Origin of the sequence: Pseudomonas sivasensis, assembly GCF_021391435.1 — a bacterium.
Classification (GTDB): Bacteria; Pseudomonadota; Gammaproteobacteria; order Pseudomonadales; family Pseudomonadaceae; genus Aquipseudomonas; species Aquipseudomonas sivasensis.
This window is the reverse complement of the sequence record NZ_CP090029.1, coordinates 1,306,458-1,325,548: the sequence shown is the minus strand read 5'-3', so window position 1 is coordinate 1,325,548 and position 19,091 is coordinate 1,306,458. Positions and strand designations below refer to the sequence as shown.

General features: G+C 59.4%; 17 protein-coding genes. 7 read left to right on the top strand and 10 right to left on the bottom strand.

Annotated features, from left to right (window positions below):
• Window positions 1-8 precede the first annotated feature (8 nt).
• Complete coding sequence (locus tag LRO94_RS05885; protein ID WP_179179500.1) at window positions 9-656, top strand: DUF1120 domain-containing protein; 648 nt, start codon at window positions 9-11, stop codon at window positions 654-656.
• Here the strand turns inward: LRO94_RS05885 and LRO94_RS05880 are convergent.
• The 5 genes from LRO94_RS05880 to LRO94_RS05860 form a co-directional block, all read right to left on the bottom strand.
• Window positions 653-1,918 (bottom strand): CynX/NimT family MFS transporter, encoded by a 1,266-nt coding sequence (locus tag LRO94_RS05880; RefSeq protein WP_122680334.1) that lies wholly within the window; start codon window positions 1,916-1,918, stop codon window positions 653-655. The genes LRO94_RS05885 and LRO94_RS05880 overlap by 4 nt on opposite strands.
• Before the next feature lie 200 nt (window positions 1,919-2,118).
• Window positions 2,119-2,883, bottom strand: coding sequence for an amino acid ABC transporter ATP-binding protein (locus LRO94_RS05875; RefSeq protein ID WP_003171943.1), 765 nt, complete (start codon window positions 2,881-2,883; stop codon window positions 2,119-2,121).
• Window positions 2,884-2,894: 11 nt separating this feature from the next.
• Complete coding sequence (locus LRO94_RS05870; RefSeq protein ID WP_032886381.1) at window positions 2,895-3,992, bottom strand: amino acid ABC transporter permease; 1,098 nt, start codon at window positions 3,990-3,992, stop codon at window positions 2,895-2,897.
• A 10-nt stretch (window positions 3,993-4,002) separates the two neighbouring features.
• A complete protein-coding gene (locus tag LRO94_RS05865) occupies window positions 4,003-5,184 on the bottom strand; it encodes an amino acid ABC transporter permease (RefSeq protein ID WP_032886379.1) in 1,182 nt (393 codons plus the stop codon).
• A 72-nt stretch (window positions 5,185-5,256) separates the two neighbouring features.
• Complete coding sequence (locus LRO94_RS05860) at window positions 5,257-6,288, bottom strand: amino acid ABC transporter substrate-binding protein (RefSeq protein ID WP_010212954.1); 1,032 nt, start codon at window positions 6,286-6,288, stop codon at window positions 5,257-5,259.
• 347 nt (window positions 6,289-6,635) lie between these two features.
• Between LRO94_RS05860 and LRO94_RS05855 the strand changes: the two genes are divergently transcribed.
• Together LRO94_RS05855 and rhlB are read left to right on the top strand one after the other, a co-directional pair.
• The gene (locus LRO94_RS05855) at window positions 6,636-7,292 is read left to right on the top strand and encodes an alpha/beta hydrolase (RefSeq protein ID WP_122752433.1); all 657 of its coding nucleotides are present in this window, start codon (window positions 6,636-6,638) and stop codon (window positions 7,290-7,292) included.
• Window positions 7,293-7,388: 96 nt separating this feature from the next.
• Window positions 7,389-8,852: an ATP-dependent RNA helicase RhlB gene (gene rhlB, locus LRO94_RS05850; protein ID WP_177326431.1), complete on the top strand. Its 1,464-nt coding sequence runs from the start codon at window positions 7,389-7,391 to the stop codon at window positions 8,850-8,852.
• 132 nt (window positions 8,853-8,984) lie between these two features.
• On the opposite strand, the gene moaE is transcribed toward rhlB, so the two are convergent.
• The 5 genes from moaE to LRO94_RS05825 all read right to left on the bottom strand — a co-directional run bounded on the left by moaE (window position 8,985) and on the right by LRO94_RS05825 (window position 13,105).
• Window positions 8,985-9,434 carry a molybdopterin synthase catalytic subunit MoaE gene (moaE, locus tag LRO94_RS05845; RefSeq protein WP_095183887.1) on the bottom strand — a complete coding sequence of 150 codons (450 nt, stop codon included), beginning with the start codon at window positions 9,432-9,434 and terminating at the stop codon, window positions 8,985-8,987.
• 2 nt (window positions 9,435-9,436) lie between these two features.
• Entirely contained in the window at window positions 9,437-9,679 is a 243-nt protein-coding gene (moaD, locus tag LRO94_RS05840; protein ID WP_032886374.1) for a molybdopterin converting factor subunit 1, read from the bottom strand.
• Entirely contained in the window at window positions 9,676-10,149 is a 474-nt protein-coding gene (moaC, locus tag LRO94_RS05835; protein ID WP_032886373.1) for a cyclic pyranopterin monophosphate synthase MoaC, read from the bottom strand. Before moaC ends, moaD begins: the two co-directional genes overlap by 4 nt.
• A gap of 89 nt (window positions 10,150-10,238) precedes the next feature.
• The gene (locus tag LRO94_RS05830; protein WP_032886372.1) at window positions 10,239-11,633 is read right to left on the bottom strand and encodes a PhoH family protein; all 1,395 of its coding nucleotides are present in this window, start codon (window positions 11,631-11,633) and stop codon (window positions 10,239-10,241) included.
• A 347-nt stretch (window positions 11,634-11,980) separates the two neighbouring features.
• On the bottom strand, window positions 11,981-13,105 hold the full coding sequence (locus tag LRO94_RS05825) for a polysaccharide deacetylase family protein (protein WP_032886371.1): 1,125 nt from the start codon (window positions 13,103-13,105) through the stop codon (window positions 11,981-11,983).
• A 119-nt stretch (window positions 13,106-13,224) separates the two neighbouring features.
• Here LRO94_RS05825 and yaaA point away from each other — a divergent pair, with 119 nt between their 5' ends.
• The 4 genes from yaaA (at window position 13,225) to LRO94_RS05805 (ending at window position 18,963) form a co-directional block, all read left to right on the top strand.
• Window positions 13,225-14,004 (top strand): peroxide stress protein YaaA, encoded by a 780-nt coding sequence (gene yaaA, locus LRO94_RS05820; protein ID WP_095183885.1) that lies wholly within the window; start codon window positions 13,225-13,227, stop codon window positions 14,002-14,004.
• 873 nt (window positions 14,005-14,877) lie between these two features.
• Window positions 14,878-16,194: a nucleotide sugar dehydrogenase gene (locus LRO94_RS05815; RefSeq protein WP_095183884.1), complete on the top strand. Its 1,317-nt coding sequence runs from the start codon at window positions 14,878-14,880 to the stop codon at window positions 16,192-16,194.
• 83 nt (window positions 16,195-16,277) lie between these two features.
• Window positions 16,278-17,759: a mannuronan synthase gene (gene alg8 / locus LRO94_RS05810; RefSeq protein WP_032886367.1), complete on the top strand. Its 1,482-nt coding sequence runs from the start codon at window positions 16,278-16,280 to the stop codon at window positions 17,757-17,759.
• Window positions 17,760-17,796: 37 nt separating this feature from the next.
• On the top strand, window positions 17,797-18,963 hold the full coding sequence (locus LRO94_RS05805) for an alginate biosynthesis protein Alg44 (RefSeq protein ID WP_032886365.1): 1,167 nt from the start codon (window positions 17,797-17,799) through the stop codon (window positions 18,961-18,963).
• The last annotated feature ends 128 nt before the right edge of the window (window positions 18,964-19,091 follow it).

Below are 19,091 nucleotides of genomic sequence, written 5' to 3'. Positions count from 1 at the left end.
TCAGCCTCATGAAAACGCACAACATCGCCCTTCTTTCCGTGCTGCTGGCCGGTGGCACCACCGTTCAGGCGGCCTCGCAGGTGGATCTGGCGGTCACAGGCCGTCTCACGCCCACCGCCTGTACGCCGCTGCTGTCCAACGGTGCAGTCATCGACTACGGCAAGATCTCCCGTCAGGACCTCAACGTGGACAAGGGCACGCGTCTGCCCATCAAGCCGTTGCAAGTCAGGATTGCCTGCAACGGCGCGAACCGCTTCGCCTTGCGCATGCGGGACAATCGTGACGGTTCGGCGATGGTCAACAGCGAGATTTACTACGGCCTGGGCTTGGACCATAGCGGTAACCGCATCGGTCTGTACTCGATGGCCTTCGACCCGCGCCAGACCATCGTCGACGGCAGCACGCTGGTGTATGGCACCGAGTCCACCACCGGTGGCCTGGCCTGGCGCACTGCCAACCTCAACCCGATCAACATCGGCGCCAAGAGTTACCTTGGGTTCACGGACATCGCCGGCAGCACGGCCGGCCCTTCGGCGATTCAAGAATTGACCAGCACGGTGCAGGTCGAGACCGTGATCAACGCCACGCAAAACCTCGACCTGAGCCGCGACATCGCGCTCGACGGCCTCGCCACGCTGGAGGTGGTGTACCTCTAGATTTTCTCGCTGGTCACCTGCACATACCGCGCCCGCCCGGCGCCAAGGCCCGCGGCGATCGCGCCGACACCAAGCACCGCGAAGATCCAGCCAATGGCCGACCAGCCGCCGGTCCAGTCATGCACCAGGCCCACGGCCAATGGGCCGAGCGAGGCCAGGGTGTAACCGAAGCCCTGGGCCATGCTCGACAGATTGGCCGCCACGTGGGCATCAGGGGAACGCAGCACGATCAGGGTCAACGCCAGGCTGAACGTGCCGCCCTGCCCCAGCCCAAGCAAAATCGCCCAGCCCCACAAGCCATCGAGCGGTGCATAGAGGCAACCGAACAGCCCGCCGAGGGTCAGTAGCATCACCACCACAATCGCCAGGCGCTGGTCCTTGCCCCGGGTGGCCAGCCACGGCGCGGCCAGCGAACTGACCAATTGCACAATGATCGAGCCGGACAGCGCCAACCCGGCCTCGGTGGCGCTCAGGCCACGACCGATCAGGATCGACGGCAGCCAGCCAAACACGATGTACGCCAGGGACGATTGCAGGCCCATGTACAAGGTCACCTGCCAGGCCAGTGGGTCACGCAGCAAACCCTTGACCCGGTACGCCACCTGATGCGCGCCCTGTTTATGCCCGACCTGGGGCAACCAGAACACGGCCGCCATCAGCGCCGGCAAGATCCAGAAGCCCAGGCCTATCGGCCAACTGTCGCCGAAGTAATGACTCAACGGCACCGTTGCGCCTGCAGCCAGCGCCGCGCCCAGGCACAGCGCCATGGTGTACACGCCGGTCATGGCGCCGGCCTGTCGAGCGAAATCACGCTTGACGATGCCTGGCAACAACACGCCGATAATCCCAATGCTTGCGCCGGCAATCAGGCTGCCGGCGAACAGGCCCACTTCACCGAACGAACTGCGTAGCAGGATGCCCGCCGCCAGGGTCAACAGAATTCCCAGCACCACGCGCTCGGCGCCAAAACGCCGCGCCAGGATCGGCGCCAGGGGCGCGAAGAGCCCCAGGCACAACACTGGCAAGGTGGTCAGCAGACCGGCCCTGGCGGCCGACAAGCCCAGGCTGCTGGACACTTCACCGAGCACCGGCGCCATGCTCGACAGCGCCGGACGCAGGTTCAACGCCACCAGGACCAGGCCTAGCAGCAACAACCAAGGGCGGTTCAGCGGCGCGGGCGCCTGCTGCACGATGTCGTCGTCTGCTTCGGCGTCGATCAACAGTTCTTCAAGTTCAGTCGTGCGTTTGGCTTCAAGGTTCATGGATCAACTGGGCGCCGAGGATGGCGTAGAAGGAGTGGTACAACTCGCTCAAGGCGGGGTTGCGCGCTTCGTCCAATCATTGGATGAATTTGCCCACAGGCTATTCGGAGTTTCCTACGAGGGCAAGGCAACGGTTTTTTTGAACAGGCAAAAATAAACCCGGCGCCAGGCCGGGTTTATGGTTAAGCATCACCGATCGATCAATGCAGAATCTGGCTCAAGAACAACTTGGTCCGATCGTTCTGCGGGTTGTCGAAGAAGTCATTCGGCGCCGCTTGCTCAACGATTTCGCCTTTGTCCATGAAGATCACGCGATTGGCCACGGTGCGGGCGAAGCCCATTTCGTGGGTTACGCACAACATGGTCATGCCGTCTTCAGCCAGGCCGATCATGGTGTCGAGTACTTCCTTCACCATTTCCGGGTCGAGGGCCGAGGTCGGTTCGTCGAACAGCATGATTTTCGGCTTCATGCACAGCGCACGGGCAATCGCCACACGCTGTTGCTGGCCGCCGGACAGTTGCCCCGGAAACTTGTGGGCCTGCTCCGGAATGCGCACGCGCTCCAAGTAGTGCATGGCGATTTCTTCGGCCTTGCGCTTAGGCATCTTGCGCACCCACATCGGCGCCAGCGTGCAGTTCTGCAGGATGGTCAGGTGCGGGAACAGGTTGAAGTGCTGGAACACCATGCCGACTTCACGGCGGATCGCTTCGATCTGCTTGAGGTCGTTGGTCAGTTCCACGCCATCGACCACGATGCGGCCTTGCTGGTGCTCTTCCAGACGGTTGAGGCAGCGGATGGTGGTGGACTTGCCCGAACCCGACGGGCCGCACAGCACGATACGCTCGCCCTGCTTGACGTTGAGGTTGATGTCTTTCAACACGTGGAACTGGCCGTACCACTTGTTGACGCCCTGCATCTGGATAATGCCTTCAGGGCTCACAGGCTGTTTGATTGCTTCGCTCATAACAACAACTCCTAACGCTTGTGGCCTGTGTCGAGCTTGTGTTCCAAATGAATGGAATAGCGCGACATACCAAAACAGAAAATCCAGAACACCAGGGCGGCGAACACGTAGCCTTCAGTGGCCATGCCCAACCATTTCGGGTCGGCGGCGGCTTGCTTGACGCTGTTGAGCAGGTCGAACAGGCCGATGATGATCACAAGGCTGGTGTCCTTGAACAACGCGATAAACGTGTTGACGATACCGGGGATCACCAGCTTCAAGGCTTGCGGCAGAATCACCAGGCCCATGCTGCGCCAGTAACCCAGGCCCATCGCGGCAGCCGCTTCGTACTGACCTTTAGGGATCGCCTGCAAACCACCACGCACCACTTCGGCCACATAGGCCGACTGGAACAGGATCACGCCGATCAACGCCCGCAGCAGCTTGTCGATGCCCATGCCTTCAGGCAGGAACAGCGGCAGCATCACCGAGGACATGAACAGCACGGTGATCAACGGCACGCCGCGCCAGAACTCGATGAACGTCACGCAAATCACACGAATTGCCGGCATGTTCGAACGCCGTCCCAGCGCCAGCACGATGCCCAGAGGCAAGGCGCCGGCGATACCGACGGTGGCGATCACCAGGGTCAGCATCAGGCCGCCCCACTGGCTGGTCGCCACGTTGGTCAGGCCGAAGATCCCGCCGTGCAACAGGAAGAACGCAATGATCGGGTACAGCACCAGGAAGCTCAGGCCGTAGATCGCCTTGCGTTGGAAACGCGAGATGAACAACGGTGCCACGCCAACGATGGCCAGCCACACGGTCAGGTCTACACGCCAGCGCAGGTCGCCGGGGTAGTAGCCGTACATGAACTGCCCAAAGCGCTGTTGGATGAACACCCAGCAGGCGCCTTCTTTCGTGCAATCGGCGCGGGTCGTACCGACCCAGTTGGCGTCGAGGATGGCCCAGTGCAGGATCGGCGGCACCACCAGGTAGATCAGGTAGAACGCCAACAGCGTCAGCAGGGTGTTGAGCCAACTGGAAAACAAGTTGGCGCGCATCCATGCCACCGGGCCGAAGACTTTGCTCGGCGGCGGCATATCAGGTTTGAAAGTATGCGTACTCATGGGCGTTTCCTCACCGCTCGATCAGCGCAATGCGCTTGTTGTACCAGTTCATCAGCAGGGAAATGCTGATGCTGATCGCCAGGTACACGCTCATGGTGATGGCAATGACTTCGATGGCCTGGCCGGTCTGGTTGAGCACCGTGCCGGCAAACAGCGAAACCATTTCCGGGTAACCGATACCGGCGGCCAACGACGAGTTTTTCGCCAGGTTCAGGTATTGGCTGGTCAGCGGCGGAATGATCACCCGCAGGGCTTGCGGGATGATGACCTTGCGCAGCGTCGGCCCAGGGCGCAGGCCCAGGGAGCGCGCAGCTTCGGTCTGGCCGTGGCTGACGGACTTGATGCCCGAACGCACGATCTCGGCGATAAACGCTGCCGTGTACACGGTAAGCGCCAGGGTCAGCGCCAGCAGCTCAGGGATCAGCACCCAGCCGCCGACAAAGTTGAAACCTTGCAGCGTGGGCATTTCCCAGTGCAGCGGTGCACCGAAGATCAGGGCGCACAACGCCGGGATCACGAAGAACAGCGCCAGGCCCGCCCAGAATTTGTGGAACGGAACGCCGGTGGCTTCAAAGCGTTTGTTGGCCCAACGCGCCATCGCCACGATTGCCACGATCGCCACCACCACACTGGCCACAAACGGCCAGAACCCATCAGCGGCCAGCGCTGCCGGCATATTCAGGCCACGGCTGCTGACAAAGAAGGTGTCGCCGAAGTTATGGCTGTTACGCGGCCCCGGCATGGTCAGGAACACCGCGAAGTACCAGAACAGGATTTGCAGCAGCGGCGGAATGTTGCGGAACACTTCCACATACACGGTCGCCAGCTTGTTGATCATCCAGTTCGGCGACAGACGCGCCACGCCGATGATGAAACCGAGCAAGGTCGCCAGGACCACGCCGATCACGGTCACCAGCAGGGTATTGAGCAAGCCGATTACAAAGACGCGGGCATAGCTGTCCGATTCGGTGTAGTCGATCAAATGCTGCGCGATGCCGAACCCGGCACTGCGCTCAAGAAAGTCGAAACCCGAGGTAATGCCTCGGTGCTGAAGGTTGGTCTGGGTATTGTCGAAGAGGTACCAGCCCAGCGAGATCACCGCCACAATCGTGATGATCTGGAAGAGCCACGCACGCACTTTGGGATCGCTGAAGCTGAGCTTCTGCTTTGGTGCGCCGATTTGATTTTGCATGAAGTGCCCCGGAAAGAATGGAACAGAACATCACCCGGTGGTTGGCCCACCGGGTGACAGAACCATCAGCGATCAGCGCACAGGGGGTGCGTATTGAATGCCGCCGTTGTTCCACAGTGCGTTCAGGCCACGGTCGATTTCCAGCGGGGTGCTCTTGCCGAGGTTGCGCTCGAACACTTCGCCGTAGTTACCGACTTGCTTGACGATCTGTACGACCCAGTCTTTCTTCACTTTCAGGTCTTTGCCGTATTCGCCGTCAGCACCGAGCAGACGTGCAACGTCCGGGTTCTTGGTGGATTTGGCTTCAGCTTCAACGTTTTTGGAAGTGATGCCGGCTTCTTCAGCGTTGAGCATGGCGTAGCCAACCCAGCGCACGATGGCCAGCCACTCGTCGTCGCCGTTACGCACGACTGGGCCCAGCGGTTCTTTGGAGATGGTTTCCGGCAGAACCACGTAGTCCTTCGGCGCGGCCAGCTTGCTGCGCTGGGCGAACAGTTGGGACTTGTCGGAAGTCAGTACGTCGCAACGACCGGATTCCAGCGACTTGGCGCTTTCGTCGGAGGTGTCGAAGGTGATCGGGGTGTATTTGAGGTTGTTGCCACGGAAGTAGTCGGAAACGTTCAGCTCGGTGGTGGTACCAGCCTGGATGCAGATGGTTGCACCGTCCAGTTCCTTGGCGCTTTTTACGCCCAGCTTGTTGTTAACCAGGAAGCCGATGCCGTCGTAGTAGGTGATGAAGCCTGGGAATTTCAGGCCCATGCCGGCGTCGCGAGAGCTGGTCATGGTGGTGTTACGGGACAGAATGTCGACCTCGCCAGACTGAAGCGCGGTGAAACGCTCCTTGGCGTTCAACTGGCTGAACTTGACCTTGGTCGCGTCGCCGAACACAGCAGCAGCGACAGCGCGGCAAACGTCAGCGTCGATCCCGAGGATCTTGCCGCTGGCATCCGGTACCGAGAAACCCGGCAAGCCGTCACTCACGCCGCATTGCACGAAGCCTTTCTTCTGCACGGCGTCCAGAGTGGCGCCAGCTTGGGCGAAACCACTGACACCCAGTACAGCGGCCGCGGAAACGATGGCCAGGGTGGATTTCAATACCTTCATTCAAACCTCCAAATACGCTCTTGTTGTGTCGGAGCTCGAACCTCAGCGCACCCTTATGAGGCGATATTGACCCGTGTTGGTTTTTTTTAGGGTCAAGCGGCATGAGGCTGTCGCAGTAATTCCAGCGGCTATCCCATAAACGGCAGTCACTGATAGTGTTACCGTCCCGGGATAGTTCTGACATCGACCTACACATAGCAAGCGCCGTACCAGAGTGGTGGCTGAGTCGTTTCAGCCCATGGTCAATAGGAAAAGATTCAACCTTGCGACATTCTCTTAACAGATCAACCTATGACGCACCGTTCCGTCGCACTTAATCGGAGCGCACGCACATTTATGGAGCAGACATGACCGAACCCTTGATTCTTCAGCCCGCCAAGCCCGCAGACGCCTGCGTAATCTGGTTGCATGGCCTGGGTGCCGATCGCTACGACTTTTTGCCGGTGGCCGAAGCGCTGCAGGAAAGCTTGCTGACGACGCGCTTTGTATTACCCCAAGCGCCGACCCGCGCGGTGACTATTAATGGCGGCTACGAAATGCCGAGCTGGTACGACATCAAGGCCATGAGCCCGGCCCGTTCGATCAGCCTGGAAGAGCTGGATGAGTCGTCCAGAATGGTCACCGATTTGATCAAAACTGAAAAAAGCAGCGGAATAGACGCCTCGCGAATTTTCCTCGCCGGTTTTTCCCAAGGTGGCGCGGTGGTTTTCCACACAGCGTTTACCAAATGGCAGGGTGCCTTGGGTGGCGTCATCGCCCTCTCCACCTACGCGCCCACTTTCAGCGATGAGCTGGAATTGTCCGCCAGCCAGCAGCGCATTCCCGCTCTGTGCCTGCACGGCCAGCACGACGAGGTGGTGCAGAACGCGATGGGCCGTACGGCTTACGAACACCTGAAGAGCCGTGGTGTCACCGTGACATGGCAGGAATACCCAATGGGCCACGAAGTGTTACCTCAGGAGATACACGATATCGGCGCCTGGTTGAGCGCTCGCCTAGGCTGATACTCCGCATTTATGTAGCCGTATGACAGACACACTACGCCGCGCCCGATTCTTGCATTACACTGCCCGGCGTACATTCCTTAACCAATTAATGAGATCACCGTGCTCAAAGCACTTAAGAAGATGTTCGGCAAAAGCGAGGCTGAGCCGCTCGCGCCTGTCCCCAGTGCTCCTGTCCCCGCCTCCGGCAGCCGCAATGACGGCCAACAGCCCGACCGGACCGCACCTATCGCGCAGCCGAAGACGCCGCCGGTGACATCGCCCGAACAGGCAACCCCTCAGGCTGAAGCCGCGCCCGCCCCCAAGCCTCGCCGGGAACGCGCCCCTAAACCGCCGGTGATCCCATGGAAACTCGAAGACTTTGTCGTCGAGCCCCAGGAAGGTAAAACCCGTTTCCACGACTTCAAACTGGCCCCGGAACTGATGCATGCCATCCAGGACCTGGGCTTCCCGTACTGCACGCCGATCCAGGCGCAGGTATTGGGCTTTACCCTTGCCGGCAAAGACGCCATCGGCCGTGCCCAGACCGGCACTGGCAAGACCGCCGCGTTCCTGATCTCGATCATCACCCAGCTGCTGCAAACGCCGCCGCCGAAAGAGCGCTACATGGGTGAACCGCGCGCGCTGATCATCGCCCCGACCCGGGAGCTGGTGGTGCAGATCGCCAAGGACGCCGCCGACCTGACCAAATACACCGGCCTTAACGTGATGACCTTCGTCGGTGGCATGGACTTCGACAAGCAGCTCAAACACCTCGAAGCCCGTCACTGCGACATTCTGGTAGCGACCCCTGGCCGCCTGCTGGACTTCAACCAGCGCGGCGACGTGCACCTGGACATGGTCGAAGTGATGGTGCTGGACGAAGCCGACCGCATGCTCGACATGGGTTTCATCCCGCAAGTGCGCCAGATCATTCGTCAGACCCCGCCGAAAAACGAGCGTCAGACCCTGCTGTTCTCCGCGACCTTCACCGAAGACGTGATGAACCTCGCCAAGCAGTGGACCACCGACCCGTCCATCGTCGAGATTGAAGCGCTGAACGTCGCCAGCGAAAACGTCGAACAGCACATCTACGCGGTGGCCGGTGCCGACAAGTACAAACTGCTCTACAACCTGATCAACGACAACGGTTGGGAGCGCGTGATGGTGTTCGCCAACCGCAAAGACGAAGTACGCCGCATCGAAGAGCGTCTGGTACGTGATGGTGTCAACGCCGCGCAACTGTCCGGCGATGTGCCGCAACACAAGCGCATCAAGACACTGGAAGGCTTCCGCGAAGGCAAGATCCGCGTGCTGGTGGCCACTGACGTGGCGGGCCGTGGGATTCACATCGATGGCATCAGCCACGTGATCAACTTCACCCTGCCGGAAGTGCCGGACGACTATGTGCACCGGATTGGCCGTACTGGCCGTGCGGGCGCAGCGGGTGTGTCGATCAGCTTTGCCGGTGAAGATGACTCGTATCAGTTGCCGTCGATCGAGACGTTGCTGGGGCGCAAGATCAGTTGCGAGACACCGCCGACGCACTTGCTGCGAGCTGTAGAACGCAAACGCCCGTAAGCTGAAACCCGGTCAAAAATGTGGGAGGGGGCTTGCCCCCCGATAGCAGTGGATCAGTCGATACATAATTTGACTGACACACCGCTATCGGGGGGCAAGCCCCCTCCCACATTTGGTTCTGTGTTCGGCTGGCTACTTCCAGCGGTCCGCTGCAGCGTGGTCGCTGTCCCGCCCTTCCACCCAGCGCGAACCTTCTGGGGTGTTCTCTTTCTTCCAGAACGGCGCTCGCGTCTTCAAGTAGTCCATCACAAACGCACAGGCATCAAACGCAGCCTGGCGATGGGCACTGGCTGCCGCGACAAACACAATCGGCTCACCCGGCTCCAACGCGCCGACGCGGTGCAGTACGTCCAGCTTGAGCAACGGCCAACGCTGCTCTGCTTCCACGGCGATCTTGGCCAGGGCCTTTTCGGTCATGCCGGGGTAATGCTCCAAGAACATCCCCGATACGTCGCGACCATCATTGAAGTCGCGTACATAACCGACAAAACTCACCACCGCGCCCACGCCCACGTTGGCCGCGTGCATTGCGTTAACTTCAGCACCGGGATCAAACGCCTCAACCTGCACACGGATGGCCATGCTCAGCCTCCGGTCACGGGCGGGAAGAAGGCAACTTCGTCTCCGGCGTGTACCGGTTCGTCGAGACTGCACAACTCCTCATTGCGGGCGCACATCAGGCTTGGCTCGTTGAGGACTGCAAACTCCGGGTCACTGGCCAGGGCCAGGCGCACGGCATCCACGGTGGCAAACTCACCTTCCATCTCCAGCGAATCGAAGCCCACCGATTCGGCGTAGCGCGCAAAAAACAGGACGTTAATACTCATACTTGATCCGCCTTGAAATGCCCGCTCTTGCCGCCCAGCTTTTCCAGCAGGCGAATACTTTCGATGGTCATGCCGCGATCCACGGCCTTGCACATGTCGTAGAGGGTCAGCGCAGCGACGCTGGCTGCCGTCAATGCTTCCATTTCCACGCCGGTCTGCCCGGACAGCTTGCAGCGCGCCACGATATGAACCGCGTCCTCGCCATCGGCACTCAGTTCGACCTTGACGCCGGTGAGCATCAGCGGATGGCACAGGGGGATCAGATCACTGGTTTTTTTTGCTGCCTGGATCCCGGCGATGCGGGCCACGGCAAACACGTCGCCCTTGGGATGGGCGCCGTCGACAATCATTTGCAGGGTGCTTGGCAACATGCGCACCCGCGCTTCAGCCACCGCCTCACGGAACGTCACGGACTTGTCGGTGACGTCGACCATATGGGCGCGACCTTGGGAATCGAGATGAGTCAGCACAGCGATACTCCTGATCAGGAGCCGCGATTGTAAACCCAACACACAACAAAATGTGGGAGGGAGCAAGCCCCCTCCCACACTGACCGCATTTACAAATGAGACTCTGCGTATTCAGCCAGGATCGAACGTGGAACACCCTGCAGCGCAATGTGCACGCCGTTCGGGAAGTCTTTGAAGCGTTCAGTCAGATAGGTCAGCCCGGAGCTGGTCGCGGACAGGTAAGGGGTGTCGATCTGTGCCAGGTTGCCCAGGCACACCACTTTGGAACCGGCGCCGGCACGGGTGATGATGGTTTTCATCTGGTGCGGCGTGAGGTTCTGGCATTCATCGATCAAAATCAGGCTTTGCTGGAAGCTGCGACCTCGGATGTAGTTGAGGGATTTGAACTGCAACGGCACTTTGCTGAGGATGTAGTCGACGCTGCCATGGGTGTTTTCGTCATCCATGTGCAAGGCTTCGAGGTTGTCGGTGATCGCCCCCAGCCACGGCTCCATTTTTTCCGCTTCGGTGCCGGGCAGGAAGCCAATTTCCTGGTCCAGCCCCTGCACGGAGCGGGTGGCGATGATGCGGCGATAGCGCTTGGTCACCATGGTCTGCTCGATAGCGGCAGCCAGGGCGAGGATGGTTTTACCGGAACCCGCAGCGCCGGTCAGGTTGACCAAGTGGATGTCCGGATCGAGCAGCGCATACAGCGCCAGGCTCTGGTAGATGTCGCGCGGTTTCAGGCCCCAGGCTTCCTGGTGCAACAGGGGTTCCTGATGCAGGTCGAGGATCAGCAGCTTGTCGACCTGGATCTCTTTGATCCAGCCCACGAAGCCCTGTTCGTCGATGATGAATTCATTGATGTGCACGGCCGGCAGGTTGTCGATCAGTTGTACCTGGTGCCAGGTGCGGCCATGGTCCTGACGGGTTTCGACCTTGCTCACGAGGTCCCAGAAGGAACCGGTCACCGTGTGATAACCACGGGACAGCATTGAAACGTCATCGACCAGTTGGTCGGTGCTGTAGTCCTCGGCCGCGATCCCACACGCTCGTGCCTTGAGGCGCATATTGATGTCTTTGGTCACCAACACCAGGCGCAAGTCCTTGTCACGCGCGTGCAGGTCGATCAATTGGTTAATGATTTTGTTGTCGTTGAGGTTTTCCGGCAGCAGGCTGTTGGGCTCGCTGCGCTTGCTCATCAGAATCGACAGCAAGCCCTTGGGCCCGCTCTTGCCACGCTGGATCGGCACGCCGACTTCAACGTCCTCGGGTGACGCTTCGCCCAGGGTCTTGTCGATCAGGCGGATGGCCTGGCGGCATTCGGCGGCGACGCTGTGGTGCCCACTTTTGAGTTTGTCGAGTTCCTCAAGCACGATCATCGGGATGGCGACGTGGTGCTCTTCGAAATTGAGCAGTGCGTTTGGATCGTGGATCAATACGTTGGTATCAAGCACATAAAGGATTGGCTGGTCGGAAGAAGGGGTGCGTCCATGATCATCCATACTCGGTCACCTTTGTGGGAGCCAGTCGACGCAATACCACGACAGTGCTGCGCCTTGATTCGACCACCGACTGCACCTGAGTGACGTCAAGCGCAGTGCCCACATGAGGAGTCTTGGAAGACGCCACCTGTGTTGCAGGTTTCGGCGATCTGACTTCGTAATACCGCAAAACCCATGACAGGAAAAAGCACTTTGACGCTTTTTTGAAGTTTATTTTTCAGGATGACGAATAGCACTAGCCGAGTGCCATGCACCCCGTTAAAGTCGGAAGTCCGCCTGCATCGAAATGTCGCACAAAATCACCCCGAAAACGCCTCATACCCAACAGGGCCGGGCACTTCATCTTTTTAACGAAATGCTTCCCGGCAGTCCTGCCAACCCAAGCCACTCTGCGCCGTTGCCTGTAGCAACAGCGGCAATGCCACCCGCGCCTTGTCTTGAGTGTCGTGAAACACAATCACCCCTTTGCGCCATAGCAACATCAGTGTGAGCACGCGCTGCATCGACTCATCGGCCTTGAGCTTGCCTGGATCATCCTGGGAATCGATGTCCCACAACGCCACCTGCAAACCCTGGGATTGAAAGAAGCCCTGACTGTCCGCGCGGCGCTGGCCGTACGGTGGGCGGAACAGCGGCACGTAGTTTTCCGGCATCAGGTTCTGTACCAACGACGCACTGCGGGTGACGGAGCTCTGCCAGTCCACCCAATGGCTGTGGGAGCGGTACTGCCAACCCTGGGTGCCGACGCACTGGCCTTGGTACAACGCCTCCACTTGCGCGGCGGAACTGCGCTCGACACGGGTTTGCAAGCTGCTGCCGAGGGCAAAGAACGTTGCGTTCATCTTCTGCTTGCGCAGGTAGTCGGCGAGCCAGTCGGTATTGCCGCTGACCGGTGCAGGGCCGCCGTCGAACGTCAGCAGGAACAGGCGGTCGTTGAATTCGTCGCCATTGCGCTCATGGTCGCCAAACCGAGCAACTTCGCTGCTGATCTGCGGGAAAAGCGCGGCCTTTCTCAGCAGTTCGTCCAGGTAACGTTCATGGAAGGTATGGCTGGGGGCGGCCCAACCTATATAGAAGGAGTCTTGGCTGACTTCGAACTTGCCGGCCTGTTCGCGCAGGTCGTCCATGTTTTCCACCAGGTAGCAGAACGAGGCATCCACCTCGCAGCTCTGCTGGGCGACGGTGTAGTTTTCCAGCAGGCGTTGCCAGAGCTGGCGGCGCAGGTCGTCGATGGCGGCCTGGTTGATGATCCTCAGGCCCAGGCGCTGCTTGAGCGCCGCGTCATCCAGGGACTCGCTGGCCAACAGGCTGCGGGCGAACATCAGGATTTCGGCGCGCGAGGCTACGTCGAACAGCGCAGGGCTGCTGAGTTTTTCAGGCCAGGTGCCACGGTCCAGACTGGCTACATCCACCGGTGCCGCCTGGGCATTCAGGCACAGCAGGCAAGCCGACAACAAAAGCGCTATTCGCACGCAGGGTCTCCCTCTCCAGAGTCACCGGCCATCATAGCGGATCGCGCCTATCGCCATCATAGGTGGAGTCAAAACGCCCGAGCCCCTAGAATCCCCCCACGATTACAGGAGACGACTTCATGCTGACGGTGATTTCCCCCGCCAAAACCCTCGATTTCGAATCAAAACCGGCGACCCCACGCTTCACCCAGCCGCAGTTCCTGGACCATTCCCAGGAATTGATCGAGCAACTGCGTGAGTTCAGCCCAGCGCAAATCAGCGAACTCATGCATGTCTCCGACAAAATCGGCGGCCTCAACGCCGCACGTTTCGGCAGCTGGACCCCGGCTTTCACCCCCGAAAACGCCAAACAAGCCTTGCTGGCATTCAAGGGCGACGTGTACACCGGCCTCAACGCCGACACCTTCACCGATGCCGACTTCAGCTACGCCCAGGACCACCTGCGCATGCTCTCGGGCCTTTACGGCCTGCTGCGCCCTCTGGACCTGATGATGCCGTATCGCCTGGAGATGGGCACCAAACTGGCCAACGCACGTGGCAAGGACCTGTACGCCTTCTGGGGCACGCGCATCAGCGAATGGCTGAACGAAGCCCTGGCCGAGCAAGGCGATGACGTGCTGCTCAACCTGGCGTCCAACGAGTACTTCTCGGCGGTCAAGCGCACAGCCCTGAACGCTCGGATCATCAACACCGAGTTCAAAGACCTGAAGAATGGCCAATACAAGATCATCAGCTTCTACGCCAAAAAGGCCCGGGGCATGATGAGCCGCTTCGTGATTGAAGAACGCATCAACGATCCCGCCAAGCTCAAGCAGTTCGATGTGCAGGGTTATCGCTTCAATGCGGAGCAGTCCAAACCGGACAACCTGGTGTTTTTGCGCGATCACGCACCGGAATAAAGCTCTCAACAGCACCGATGTTCAAATGTGGGAGGGGGCTTGCTCCCGATAGCAGAGTGTCAGTCACTGATTGGGTGACTGATACACCGCTATCGGGAGCAAGCCCCCTCCCACATTTTTATCTGCGTTGAATCCGACAAACGCCAACGTTTTGACGTCAAAAAATATCCTTTCGCATTCCTAACGTTTCTTTCACTCGACATTTCTAAATTTTTTTCGTAGTGGCACCACTTTTTTAAAACACTAGTGGCACAAAACTATCTCTCCAAGCCAACTCCCTATAACTACTGGCCCAAATAGCAAGTGCTATCAATATAGTACTAGTGCCATCCCTCCTAATATTTCAAGAAATTTCAGCGCTCTAGATAGGCGGTCTGGAACTTCGTCCCAAAGCACGGCTCATACCACCGGTAACGAAATTCTCTGTTTCTGTAGGAGATGACTTACATGGCGACCAACGGAAGTAGCGAAGTTGTCATATTAAACTTTGACTCATTGGTCATATTGCCAACCGATTAATTAAGAGCGGCGACAAGGATGATTTGCTTCTCCCTATAAGGCCAGGGCTAAGCCTCCCCTAATGGTCAGTGACACAACCCAAGGCATTGATATTTAAAGGCTTGCCGCCTCTATCAAAGCCCTGCGGCACTGGCGCCAGGCCCTTCTCCCAGGAAGGCCGGCTGCATTTGAGGGCAGGTCCCAACAATAAGGCCAAGTTGCGCACAACTTGAGTGCAATCGTTAGTCACTCATTATTCAACATGCCTGTACGCGGTAAGTCGGCGTCTATTCGCCTAACTTTCGTGGCATTTGTGACGCTTGCAAACATGAACTCCGGCCATTAATTGGCATGATTAACACAGAGGTAAATGCGATGCGCATCAGCATATTTGGTCTAGGTTACGTTGGCGCAGTGTGTGCCGGTTGCTTGTCTGCCCGTGGCCACGAAGTGGTAGGCGTAGACATCTCCAAGGATAAGATCGACCTGATCAACGCTGGCAAATCGCCAATCGTTGAACCGGGTCTGGGCGAGCTGTTGAGCCAGGGTATCGAAACCGGTCGACTGCGCGGCACCACCAACTTCGCCGACGCCATCCGTGATACCGACCTGTCGATGATTTGCGTCGGTACGCCGAGCAAGAAAAACGGCGATCTGGAACTCGACTACATCGAAGCCGTGTGCCGCGAGATCGGTTTTGTCCTGCGTGACAAAGCCACCCGCCACACCGTCGTCGTACGTAGCACCGTACTGCCAGGCACCGTGGCCAACGTGGTAATCCCGATCCTCGAAGACTGCTCCGGCAAGAAAGCCGGCGTCGACTTCGGTGTCGCGGTCAACCCGGAATTCCTGCGTGAATCCACCGCCATCGCCGACTACGACTTGCCACCGATGACCGTCATTGGCGAGTTCGACAAAGCTTCCGGCGATGTCCTGCAATCCCTGTACGAAGAACTCGACGCACCGATCATCCGCAAGGACATCGCCGTTGCCGAGATGATCAAGTACACCTGCAACGTGTGGCACGCCACCAAGGTGACCTTCGCCAACGAGATCGGCAACATCGCCAAGGCCGTCGGCGTCGATGGTCGTGAAGTGATGGAAGTGGTCTGCCAGGACAAGACCCTCAACCTGTCCCAGTACTACATGCGCCCAGGCTTTGCGTTCGGCGGCTCGTGCCTGCCAAAAGACGTGCGCGCCCTGACCTACCGCGCCAGCACCCTGGACGTGGAAGCGCCGCTGCTCAACTCGCTGATGCGCAGCAACGAGTCCCAGGTGCAGAACGCCTTCGACATCGTTGCCGGCCACGACAAACGCAAAGTCGCCCTGCTGGGCCTGAGCTTCAAGGCCGGTACCGACGACCTGCGTGAAAGCCCGCTGGTAGAGCTGGCAGAAATGCTGATCGGCAAAGGTTTCGACCTGAGCATCTACGACAGCAACGTCGAGTACGCCCGTGTCCACGGTGCGAACAAAGATTACATCGAAGGCAAGATCCCGCACGTGTCGTCCCTGCTCAACTCGGACTTCGACGACGTGATCAATAACTCCGACGTGATCATCCTCGGTAACCGTGACGAGAAATTCCGCGCCCTGGCGCAGAACGCACCGCACGGCAAGCAAGTGATCGACCTGGTGGGCTTCATGTCCAAAGCCACCTGCGCGACCGGTCGCACCGAAGGCATCTGCTGGTAACAGCAACGGCAAGTTTCAGGCGGCGCGCGTTTCCATCCCCAGCGCTCGCCGCCTGAAACCTCCTTCACCTTCGGAAGATGCTTATGTCCAAGTTAAAACACGTACTACTGCAATCCGCCGGCTGGCTGTTCTTCCTCAGCCTGCTGATGGGTCTCGCCCTGCTGTTGCCGGCGAGTACGTTCGACTCCGAGTCGAAGAATTTTATTTTCCTGATTGGCGCCGTCGGTATCTGGCGCTATTCGATGGGTGCTACGCATTTCTTTCGCGGCATGCTGTTCTTGTACGTGGTCTACCCGCACCTGCGTCGTAAAGTGCGCAAGCTGGGCAAGTCTGCCGACCCGTCCCACGTGTTCCTGATGGTTACAAGCTTCAGGATCGATGCGCTGACCACCGCGCAGGTCTACAGCTCCGTGATCCGCGAGGCCATCGAATGCGGCTTCCCCACCACCGTGGTCTGCTCGCTGGTGGAAATGTCCGATGAGCTGCTGGTCAAGAGCCTCTGGGAGAAGATGAACCCTCCAGAGCACGTGAAGCTCGACTTCGTGCGCATCGCCGGCACCGGCAAGCGCGACGGCCTGGCCTTCGGTTTCCGCGCCATCTCCCGCCACTTGCCGGACGACCGCGCCGTGGTGGCGGTGATCGATGGCGACACCGTGCTTGCCGAAGGCGTAGTGCGCAAAACCGTGCCGTGGTTCCAGCTGTTCGGCAATGTCGGCGGCCTGACCACCAACGAGTTCTGCGAAGTACGCGGCGGCTACATCATGAGCGAGTGGCACAAACTGCGCTTCGCCCAGCGCCACATCAACATGTGCTCCATGGCCCTGTCCAAGCGCGTGCTGACCATGACCGGTCGCATGTCAGTGTTCCGTGCCAGCGTGGTCACCGACCCGGGCTTTATCGCCGACGTGGAAAGCGACTCGCTGCAACACTGGCGCCTGGGCCGCTTCAAGTTCCTCACCGGCGACGATAAGTCCAGCTGGTTCAGCCTGATGCGCTTGGGCTACGACACCTTCTACGTGCCGGACGCCGCGATCAACACCGTGGAACACCCGCCGGAAAAGAGCTTTATCAAGGCCAGCCGCAAGCTGATGTTCCGCTGGTACGGCAACAACCTGCGCCAGAACTCCCGCGCCCTCGGCCTGGGCGTACGCCGCCTCGGTCTGTTCACCAGCGTGGTGCTGTTCGACCAGCGCGTGTCGATGTGGACCTCCCTGCTCGGCCTGACCGTGGCGATTATCGCCACCTTCAAATACGGCGGCGCGTTCATCCTCGCGTACCTGCTGTGGATCGGTATTACCCGCCTGATCCTCACGCTGTTGCTGTCGTGTTCCGGCCACAAGATCGGCCCGGCTTACCCGGCGATTCTCTATTACAACCAGATCATGGGCGCGCTGGTGAAGATCTACGTGTTCTTCCGCCTTGATCAACAGTCCTGGACTCGCCAGGACACCAAACTGACCCGCGATTTGGCCAGCTTTCAACGTTGGTTCAACACCTGGTCGTCTCGGACCATGACCTTCTCCGCCGGCAGCATTTTCGTCGCCGTGTTGCTGATGATGGTCTGACCCTGCCAAGCCTGAATTAACTAGGAAATCGAAAATTATGAACAGCCAAGCAAACGTCAATGTTGTCCACGAATCCGAAGCCCAACGCCAACACGCACGGGTAAAAATCCCGGCCAAATTGCGCTTCTTCGGCAATGACGGCAAACCCACCGAAGCGCGGGTTCTGGACCTGTCCGCCGGTGGCCTGGCATTCACTGCAACCCAACCGCTTAACGTCGGCGAAGTGCACAAGGGCCGCCTGCAGTTCGTGATCGATAACCTCGGTCTGGCGATGGATGTCGAATTGCAGATCCGCTCTTACGACCGCCAGAGCGGCCGTACCGGTTGCCAGTTCCAGAACCTGGAACAGCAGGATATTTCCACCCTGCGCCACCTGATCACCTCGCACTTGTCCGGCGACATCGTGTCCATGGGTGACGTGCTGGCGACCCTGCAACGCGACAACTTCACCAAGGCGCGCAAGGTCAAGGACAGCGGCAGCGGCATGACCGCACTCGGTCGCCTGCGTGCAGTGACGTTCAGCGCGGGGATCTTCATCGTGGGCCTGGCGGCGTTCGGGTTTGTCTTCAAGTCGGTGTACGGCATGTACTTCGTCAGCCACGCCCAGGCCGGTCTGGTCAGCGTGCCGGGTATGAACGTGACGATGCCGCGCGACGGCACCGTGCAAAGCCTGCTCAAAGGTGACGCGATCGCCGCCAAAGGCGCGCCGCTGGCGACCTTCAGCACCAGCATGCTGGATGTGCTCAAGGGCCATTTGGACGAAGACCAGCTGCAACCGGCCAAGGTTGAAGAACTGTTCGGCAAGCAAATGACCGGCACCCTGACCTCGCCGTGTGATTGCGTGGTTGCCCAGCAAATGGTCGCCGACGGTCAGTACGCCAGCAAAGGCGATGTGATCTTCCAACTGGTGCCACGCGGCGCTCCGGCCAATGTGGAAGCGCGTTTCACCTATCGCCAGTTCGGCGACGTGCGCCCAGGTACGCCAGTGAGCTTCCAGGTTGCCGACGAAGACCAAGTGCGTACCGGCACTATCGTCAGCAGCACCAGCCTGAACAGCGCCGATCTGTCCTCCGACATCCGCGTACAGATCAAGCCTGATGCACCGCTGGACAGCGCATTCGCCGGCCGCCCGGTAGAAGTCACCAGCGACCGTGGCCCATCGCTGAACTGGCTGATCGATAAAGCCATGGCTGCCGGACTGTAAGCGAGGAGATGCCTGTGATGACGCGCCTAAAAACACCGCAATCCCTGTGGGAGCGGGCTTGCTCGCGATGGGATCAGCGCGGTTTGCCTGACGGACCGGGTCGCCTGTATCGGGAGCAAGCCCCCTCC

What these genes read in the sequence shown, in the direction of transcription:
- LRO94_RS05885 (WP_179179500.1), top strand. Translation starts at nt 9, where the DNA reads ATGAAAACGCACAACATCGCCCTTCTTTCCGTGCTGCTGGCCGGTGGC.
- LRO94_RS05880 (WP_122680334.1), bottom strand. Translation starts at nt 1,918, where the DNA reads ATGAACCTTGAAGCCAAACGCACGACTGAACTTGAAGAACTGTTGATC.
- LRO94_RS05875 (WP_003171943.1), bottom strand. Translation starts at nt 2,883, where the DNA reads ATGAGCGAAGCAATCAAACAGCCTGTGAGCCCTGAAGGCATTATCCAG.
- LRO94_RS05870 (WP_032886381.1), bottom strand. Translation starts at nt 3,992, where the DNA reads ATGAGTACGCATACTTTCAAACCTGATATGCCGCCGCCGAGCAAAGTC.
- LRO94_RS05865 (WP_032886379.1), bottom strand. Translation starts at nt 5,184, where the DNA reads ATGCAAAATCAAATCGGCGCACCAAAGCAGAAGCTCAGCTTCAGCGAT.
- LRO94_RS05860 (WP_010212954.1), bottom strand. Translation starts at nt 6,288, where the DNA reads ATGAAGGTATTGAAATCCACCCTGGCCATCGTTTCCGCGGCCGCTGTA.
- LRO94_RS05855 (WP_122752433.1), top strand. Translation starts at nt 6,636, where the DNA reads ATGACCGAACCCTTGATTCTTCAGCCCGCCAAGCCCGCAGACGCCTGC.
- moaE (WP_095183887.1), bottom strand. Translation starts at nt 9,434, where the DNA reads ATGGCCATCCGTGTGCAGGTTGAGGCGTTTGATCCCGGTGCTGAAGTT.
- moaD (WP_032886374.1), bottom strand. Translation starts at nt 9,679, where the DNA reads ATGAGTATTAACGTCCTGTTTTTTGCGCGCTACGCCGAATCGGTGGGC.
- LRO94_RS05830 (WP_032886372.1), bottom strand. Translation starts at nt 11,633, where the DNA reads ATGGATGATCATGGACGCACCCCTTCTTCCGACCAGCCAATCCTTTAT.
- yaaA (WP_095183885.1), top strand. Translation starts at nt 13,225, where the DNA reads ATGCTGACGGTGATTTCCCCCGCCAAAACCCTCGATTTCGAATCAAAA.
- LRO94_RS05815 (WP_095183884.1), top strand. Translation starts at nt 14,878, where the DNA reads ATGCGCATCAGCATATTTGGTCTAGGTTACGTTGGCGCAGTGTGTGCC.
- alg8 (WP_032886367.1), top strand. Translation starts at nt 16,278, where the DNA reads ATGTCCAAGTTAAAACACGTACTACTGCAATCCGCCGGCTGGCTGTTC.
- LRO94_RS05805 (WP_032886365.1), top strand. Translation starts at nt 17,797, where the DNA reads ATGAACAGCCAAGCAAACGTCAATGTTGTCCACGAATCCGAAGCCCAA.